The 6,244-nt window shown below is 68.9% G+C and carries 7 protein-coding genes and 1 riboswitch; of the genes, 4 read left to right on the top strand and 3 right to left on the bottom strand.

The features are described from left to right. Positions 1–568 precede the first annotated feature (568 nt). Both ACWD3H_RS00220 and ACWD3H_RS00215 read left to right on the top strand, forming a co-directional pair. Positions 569–808, top strand: coding sequence for a hypothetical protein (locus ACWD3H_RS00220; protein WP_451953482.1), 240 nt, complete (start codon positions 569–571; stop codon positions 806–808). A 128-nt stretch (positions 809–936) separates the two neighbouring features. Continuing rightward, complete coding sequence (locus ACWD3H_RS00215) at positions 937–1,755, top strand: SAM-dependent methyltransferase (RefSeq protein ID WP_451953481.1); 819 nt, start codon at positions 937–939, stop codon at positions 1,753–1,755. Between the two features lie 45 nt (positions 1,756–1,800). Here the strand turns inward: ACWD3H_RS00215 and ACWD3H_RS00210 are convergent, their stop codons facing one another. Further along, the gene (locus ACWD3H_RS00210; protein WP_451953480.1) at positions 1,801–2,580 is read right to left on the bottom strand and encodes a (2Fe-2S)-binding protein; all 780 of its coding nucleotides are present in this window, start codon (positions 2,578–2,580) and stop codon (positions 1,801–1,803) included. Between the two features lie 38 nt (positions 2,581–2,618). Next, positions 2,619–2,796, bottom strand: a riboswitch (cobalamin riboswitch). Positions 2,797–3,034: 238 nt separating this feature from the next. Between ACWD3H_RS00210 and ACWD3H_RS00205 the strand changes: the two genes are divergently transcribed. After that, a complete protein-coding gene (locus tag ACWD3H_RS00205; protein ID WP_451953479.1) occupies positions 3,035–3,973 on the top strand; it encodes a leucine-rich repeat domain-containing protein in 939 nt (312 codons plus the stop codon). Positions 3,974–4,121: 148 nt separating this feature from the next. Here the strand turns inward: ACWD3H_RS00205 and ACWD3H_RS00200 are convergent, their stop codons facing one another. After that, the gene (locus tag ACWD3H_RS00200; RefSeq protein ID WP_451953478.1) at positions 4,122–4,364 is read right to left on the bottom strand and encodes a hypothetical protein; all 243 of its coding nucleotides are present in this window, start codon (positions 4,362–4,364) and stop codon (positions 4,122–4,124) included. 234 nt (positions 4,365–4,598) lie between these two features. Next, complete coding sequence (locus ACWD3H_RS00195) at positions 4,599–5,135, bottom strand: NUDIX hydrolase family protein (protein WP_355550304.1); 537 nt, start codon at positions 5,133–5,135, stop codon at positions 4,599–4,601. A 339-nt stretch (positions 5,136–5,474) separates the two neighbouring features. Here ACWD3H_RS00195 and ACWD3H_RS00190 point away from each other — a divergent pair, with 339 nt between their 5' ends. Next, the gene (locus ACWD3H_RS00190) at positions 5,475–6,164 is read left to right on the top strand and encodes a hypothetical protein (protein ID WP_355550312.1); all 690 of its coding nucleotides are present in this window, start codon (positions 5,475–5,477) and stop codon (positions 6,162–6,164) included. Positions 6,165–6,244: the final 80 nt, after the last annotated feature.

Raw genomic sequence — 6,244 nt, 5'->3', positions numbered from 1 at the left:
GGTGGACAGGCCCGGGGTGAGGACGGTGTCGCTGTGGTTGGTGGACAGGCCCGGGGTGAGGACGGTGTCGCTGTGGTTGGTGGACAGGCCCGGGGTAAGAACGGTGTCGCTGTGGTTGGTGGACAGACCACGTGCCATGAGAACTCTCCTCAGGGAGGCCCCGCCCTGGTGAGCGGGGCAAACGGGTGAATACCGCCAGGCTGGCCGACGCTCCTTGGTGGAGGCTTGGCGCCTCGTGCGCCGCCGCCTTGGCTCACAGCTTCCGAGGGCGACCGAGCGGCCGAGGCCTCGCTCGCTCATACCGGGCGCCAAGCTCCCACCAAGTGGGATCGGTCCAGTGCAGCCGGGCCCTGAGTGGAATCCGGTGGGATACCTGGATGACCGGATGCCCGCCGTCGACGATCAGGCTCTCGGCGGACACCCGCCGGTTCTCGCCGGGATAAGCGGTCCCGGAGCGGGCGGCCGTGCCGAATGCGAATCGGTCAGAGTCTTGATCATCGGCGTGGTTCTCTTTGCCTTTTATGAGGAAATATCCCCGCCGTACCGTTTGTACCTTCTGGGGGAGAAAATGTTCATTGTCCGTTATCTCATCACCGCCGTTCTCGCCGCCTCGGCGGTGGCGCTCACCGCGCCGGTCGCGTACGCCGATCCTGAACCCCTGCCGCCCTGGTCACCCTTGTCGGAGGACTACGAGCCCTCGGGCACGCTGACGGTCAGGAACGGTGACCGCACGGAGACCTGGACCTGGGTGCCCGGTCACCAGAGCTACCGGAGCACCGAGAACAGCTCCAGTTCGCTGCACAGGTAGGCCCCAGGACTCCGGAGCGTGCGGGGGTCGTGCTCGCCCTGGCAGGTGGTCGCACATGGTTTGTCGGCAAAGATCCATTATCTTGCGGATTCCCCATATCCTCTCCGGAGGCGAAGAAGGGTGAGGGCATGTCCGAGCAAGAGGCTGTTCCAGCGGGTATCGACCCGAACACCCCAAGTGTCGCTCGAATGTACGACTACTACCTCGGAGGCAAGGACAACTTCGCCTCCGACCGGGCGGCCGCGGAACAGTTCATGCGGGTGGTGCCCGGTATCCGCGAGATGACCCGGGCGAACCGGGCGTTCCTCTCGCGAGTCGTCGAGCTGCTCGTGCGCCAGGGCGTGCGGCAGTTCCTCGACATCGGGTCGGGACTGCCGACGCAGGACAACGTGCACCAGGTCGCCCATCGCATCACGCCCGACACCCGGGTGGTCTATGTCGACAACGACCCCATCGTCCTGGTGCACGGCCGTGCGCTCCTGGAGGACAACCACCTCACCTCTGTCATCCAGGGCGACATGCGGGAACCCGAGAAGCTCCTGAGGGACCCGCAGATCGAGAGCGCCATCGACTTCACCCAGCCCGTCGCGGTGCTGCTGATCTCGATGCTGCACTTCATTCCCGACGACGCCCTGGTCGCCCACATCATCACCACGATCCGCGAACGGCTGGCCCCGGGTAGCCATCTGATCGTCACGCACGCCTTCGAGGCCAACGTCAGCGCCGAGGTGCACGAGGCCGGGCAGCAGGTCTACCGCTCGACCAGCGCGGGGGCGCTCACCTCGCGCGGCCCGGAACAGCTGGCCGAGCTGCTGAGTGGAATGGAGCTGCTGGAGCCGGGGATCGTCCCGGTCGAGGCGTGGCGCTCCGAGTACGACGAGTACGGAGAGAAGATCACCGTCGACTTCACCAAGCCGGGCATTCTCGGCGTCGTCGGACGTAGCTGACCGTCTCCAGGCGAACTGGACTGGGAAGGCGCGAAGTGAAGAGCGTCAGCCAGGGCGGCGGGTTTGTGGCCGGCGGGCCGGCAACAGGACGCAGTCACCGCACATGCCGCCGCCGGGCAGGCGGTAGTACAGGCAGCAACTGCGACGGACGAAGAAGGGACGGCCGGGTACGGGCTCGGTCAGTTCGCCGGTGCCGCGCAGGAGATCCCGGTCCAGCAGTTCGCGGCCCAGCCGCACGGCCTTCGTGCTGAGGTCGGGCCGTCGGTGGATGAAGGCGCCGATGGTTCCGGCCAGTGCGGAGGCCGCATTGCCCCACAACAGCCCCGGCGCGATCTTCACGATCCGCCGGACCGCCTCCGCGAGCGGTTCCAGCATCTCGGCCATGATGCCGCGGTAGACCGGTTCGGCGATCCGCGCGGGGTCGCGGACGCCCCAGCCGGACAGCCGGGTGGCTCGCAGCGGCAGCGGGTCGGGGGCCGGCCGCCAGTACAGGTGATCGGGGGCCAGGTCGATGAGCAGGTCGTGCGCGACCACGGCGCCGATGGACGGTGACCACAGGCGGGCGGCCAGGCCCTGGAACAGGATCGAGGCGGCCACCCGGTGCTCGGTGGTGTCCAGCCGTCCGGCCATGTCGTGGATTCTCGCCTCCAGGACGCCCGGATCCGTCCACAGATCGGTGAACGGCCGCCATCCGGCCTCGGCCTCGCCTGTCTCGATCCCGAAGTAGCCGCCGATGGAGCGGACGTCGGCGACCGCGCCGGCGACCACGGCCGGGGCGGCGGGCAGCAGTCCGGGCGGAGCACCGGCGCGTGAGTCGCACGGCATGGCAACCGCCTTCCTCTCTTGGGGAGTTCCGCCCCAATTTCGCTGAGGAGGCGACGGCGTGAGTCTCCTGGCTCTCGGGTCCAAGCTCGCCCGGCCTTCCCACCCGTACCCGGGCAGTGGCGATATCGGGGTCCGCTCGCCGATCACAGTGGCGGGACCGCGCCGGGTTCACACCGGCTTCCTCGTTCCGCCGTCACCTTCGCTGTCATGGTCGCACGGCCCGCGTGATTCGCGGTGGGAGGGCTTGCCCAAGGAAGCCACCGCTTCCGGCGACGCGCTTTTCACCGCGTACCGGCGATACCTTGCCCAACTCGCGATCATGCTGTGACCAGCGGCCCCGCGCCCCGAGGACGAGACAAGTTCAATGATCCACAACCGGGTCGCAAGTCCTCATCGCTACCGTGATCGCCGATCACATCTTGTTGACGGCAAGGAGAGAATCAGGGTGGCAGCAGTGGATTCCGTGCTTCGGACCGCTCGGCGGCGGATGAACACGTACCTGCGCGAGGGATCTGACACGTTGGACCTGTCGGGTCTCGGGTTGGCCCAGGTGCCCGAGGAGGTGGCCGAGCTTCCCGGCCTGCGGGTGCTGCGCCTGAGGTCCAACTGGTTGACCGAGCTTCCCCGGTTCCTGACCGACCTGCCCGCGCTGACCGAGCTCTACCTCGGGGGCAACCGTACGCTGACCGCCCTGCCCGAGTGGATCGGCGAGCTGACCGGACTGGTCCGCCTCGATGTCTCGGTGACCGGACTGTGCCGCCTCCCCGACTCGATGCGCGAGCTCACCGGCCTCACGGAACTCCACCTGAGCAACCTCCATGACCTGGAGGAGGTGCCCGAGTGGATCGGCGACCTCACCCGGCTCGCCAGGCTCCACATGTGGTACGCCGGGCCGGCCTGCTTCCCGGCGTCGATGGCCCGCCTCACCACCCTCACCTGGTTGGACCTGGCATACAGCCGGCCCGCCGACCTCTCTCCGTGGCTGGGCGAGCTGACCGCTCTGGAGCGTCTCGATATGGGAAGCGTCCCGCTGACCGGCCTGCCGGAGTCGATCGGGAACCTCACCGCCCTCACCTCTCTCGGCCTGTGGAACACCGGGCTGACCGAGCTGCCGGAGTCGATCGGCAGGCTCACCGCCCTCAGGTCCCTCAGCCTGAGCAGTAACAAGCTGACCGCTCTTCCCGAGTCGATGCGGGCTCTCACCTCCCTGACCAAGCTCGGTCTGCAGGGAAACCGGCTGGCCGAGCTGCCGGAGTGGCTGGGTGAGCTGACCGCGCTCACCGAACTGCGCCTGGACCGCAACGACCCCAGGCCCCAGGTTCCGGCCTCGCTGCGAGCACTCGCGCGAACCCGTCCGGAATGGCGCCGCTTCCTGGCCAGCCGCACCCGCTGAGCTTCGAGGAGGATGCCGCCCGGGTCGGGGCGGCATCCCATGAACCTCCTATCGATCTTCGCAATGAGAACCCATTGCCAAAGGTCGAAGGCGCGTCAACTCACGGGTACAGCGGATCTGAAGATGGGCCCGAGACGGGCGGCGGACCTCAGCGGGGAGTACCCGGTGTGCTCGGCGGCGGCGGCGGCGGCGGCGGCGGGGGCGGGGGCGGCGGGGGAGGCGGCACTGGGGTGCCACCTCCGCCTCCGGTGTGCTGTCCAGGTTCGCCACAGTCATGTATGGGGTTGCACACGGGGGGCATGGCGAAGGCGGAACCGGCGGTGAGCGCCTGCGCACCGCCGAGTGCGAAGAACATCGCGATGACCGCGATGGCCTTGTGCTTTCTGTTCATGAGAGGTCCTCCTTCCGTCGTTGAGAGTGATCGACGATCTCTCGATCGCCTTGGAGACGTCTTGGAGGCGGCTGCAATCGGCTTGGGACCAGCGCATGCTGTACCAGAACGCCGTCCGGGCGGCGCGGTCCGCACCGCGACAACACCGCCGGGGCGGGCGTCGGCGGACCTGGTCCCACGAGGGCACAGCAGCCCGCTCTCCTCGCGCCGGCGGGGATTTCCAGCGTCGGAAGGTCAGGAAAGGCGGCCGACGTAGGCGAGGGCCTGCTTCAGGAGGGTGCCCTGCCCGCCGAGCATCTCCTGCTGCACCAGCGGTGACGAGGCCTCCTCGGGAGTGAACCAGACAAGGTCGAGGGCGTCCTGCCGGGGGCGGCAGTCACCCGCGACCGGGACGACGTAGGCGAGGGAGACCGCGTGCTGCCGGGGGTCGTGGTAGGGCGTGACGCCCTGCGTCGGGAAGTACTCGGCGATGGTGAACGGCTGCGGAGAGGCGGGGATGTTGGGCAGTGCCGTCGGGCCGAGGTCCTTCTCCAGATGGCGGATGAGCGCGTCGCGGACCCGCTCGTGGTGCAGCACCCGGCCGGAGACGAGGGCGCGGCTGACCGTCCCGTCCGCTCCGATGCGCAGCAGCAGGCCGACATGCGTGACCACTCCGGCCTCGTCGACTCGCACCGGCACGGCGTCGACGTAGAGGATCGGCATTCGCGCGCGGGTCGACTCCAGCTCTTCGGGAGAGAGCCAGCCGGGCGTGGTTTCGGTCATTTCGGTCATTGATCGATCGTACTTCGCGGTCGGCTCGGAAACGCGTTTCGCCCCGGGCGACCTGCCGAAAGTCACGGCCGGTGTACGTCGATCGGCGGGTGCGCGCTCGGGAGCCCGTGCACGGCCTGCCGCCGTACGCGAGCGCGCTCAGGACGGACGGTGTGCTCAGGGCCGACGGGGTCCGATCACGCTCCCGGCCGGTCGGGAACCGTTCGGTCCCGCCCGTGGCAGGCCGGTCGTGGAGTCGTCGGCAGGGCGGGCATCTGAGGTGAACACCTCCGGGGAGCCGCACCGCACAGAGTCCGGGGACGTGCCGTCGGCGCCGCGCCCGCCACTAGACTTGAGCCCGTGGACGACGAGCCCGAGGTAGAGATCGGTGCACCGCTCCCCGCCACCGCCTACACGGTTCTGGGCGTCCTGTCGGTCCTCGACGAGGAGCTGTCCGCCGCCGAGATCAAGGTCCGGTGCGACTACACGCTGCGCTGGTTCTACTGGTCCCCCGCCATCAGCCACATCCGCCGGGAGCTGCGGAGACTGGGGGACCTGGGGCTGGTGACCGAGCGCGAGGTGACGATCGGCAGGGTCAGGCGGAGCACCCTGTACCAGACCACGGAGCGCGGTGAGGAAGTGCTCCGGCAGTGGGTCTCAAGCCCGCCGGTCGACGAGCCGGTGATGCTGAAGAACCCCGCGCTGCTCCGGGTCTACCTCGGCAGGTTCACCGAGCCCTACGAGCTCGTCAAGATCCTCGATGACCGGCTGGAGCAGCTGGAGGAGCAGATCAAGGACCTCGTCTGGGGCAAGAGGCGCAGCCACGAGCTCGGCCTCGACGAGGAGGAGCGTGTCCAGTACGGGACCGCGATCGGCGACTACCTGCTGCGCGCCGCCCACTTCGAGTACGGCAACGTGCGCCAGCTGCGCGATCGCATCGCCGACTACGACCCCGACCATCCGGAGCTGAAGGTCACCCGCCCGAAGGGCCTGCTCCGGCGCCGCCTGCGCCAGCACGACGCGCCACCGGAGGACCTGCCCGACGAGTGACGCGGCGGAGACGCCTGCGGGCATGCCGGAGCCACCGATCTCGCCGAGGCGGTCGGTGGCGGCGGTGCGTTCCCGCGAGC

This window comes from Streptosporangium sp. NPDC002607 (genome assembly GCF_053592655.1).
The sequence above is the reverse complement of the archived record's forward strand: the minus strand, read 5'-3'. Positions and strand labels throughout refer to the sequence as shown.

Excerpts from the sequence above, each read along its gene's own strand:
- ACWD3H_RS00200 (WP_451953478.1), bottom strand. The coding sequence starts at position 4,364 with ATGAACAGAAAGCACAAGGCCATCGCGGTCATCGCGATGTTCTTCGCA.
- ACWD3H_RS00220 (WP_451953482.1), top strand. The coding sequence starts at position 569 with ATGTTCATTGTCCGTTATCTCATCACCGCCGTTCTCGCCGCCTCGGCG.
- ACWD3H_RS00215 (WP_451953481.1), top strand. The coding sequence starts at position 937 with ATGTCCGAGCAAGAGGCTGTTCCAGCGGGTATCGACCCGAACACCCCA.
- ACWD3H_RS00195 (WP_355550304.1), bottom strand. The coding sequence starts at position 5,135 with ATGACCGAAATGACCGAAACCACGCCCGGCTGGCTCTCTCCCGAAGAG.
- ACWD3H_RS00210 (WP_451953480.1), bottom strand. The coding sequence starts at position 2,580 with ATGCCGTGCGACTCACGCGCCGGTGCTCCGCCCGGACTGCTGCCCGCC.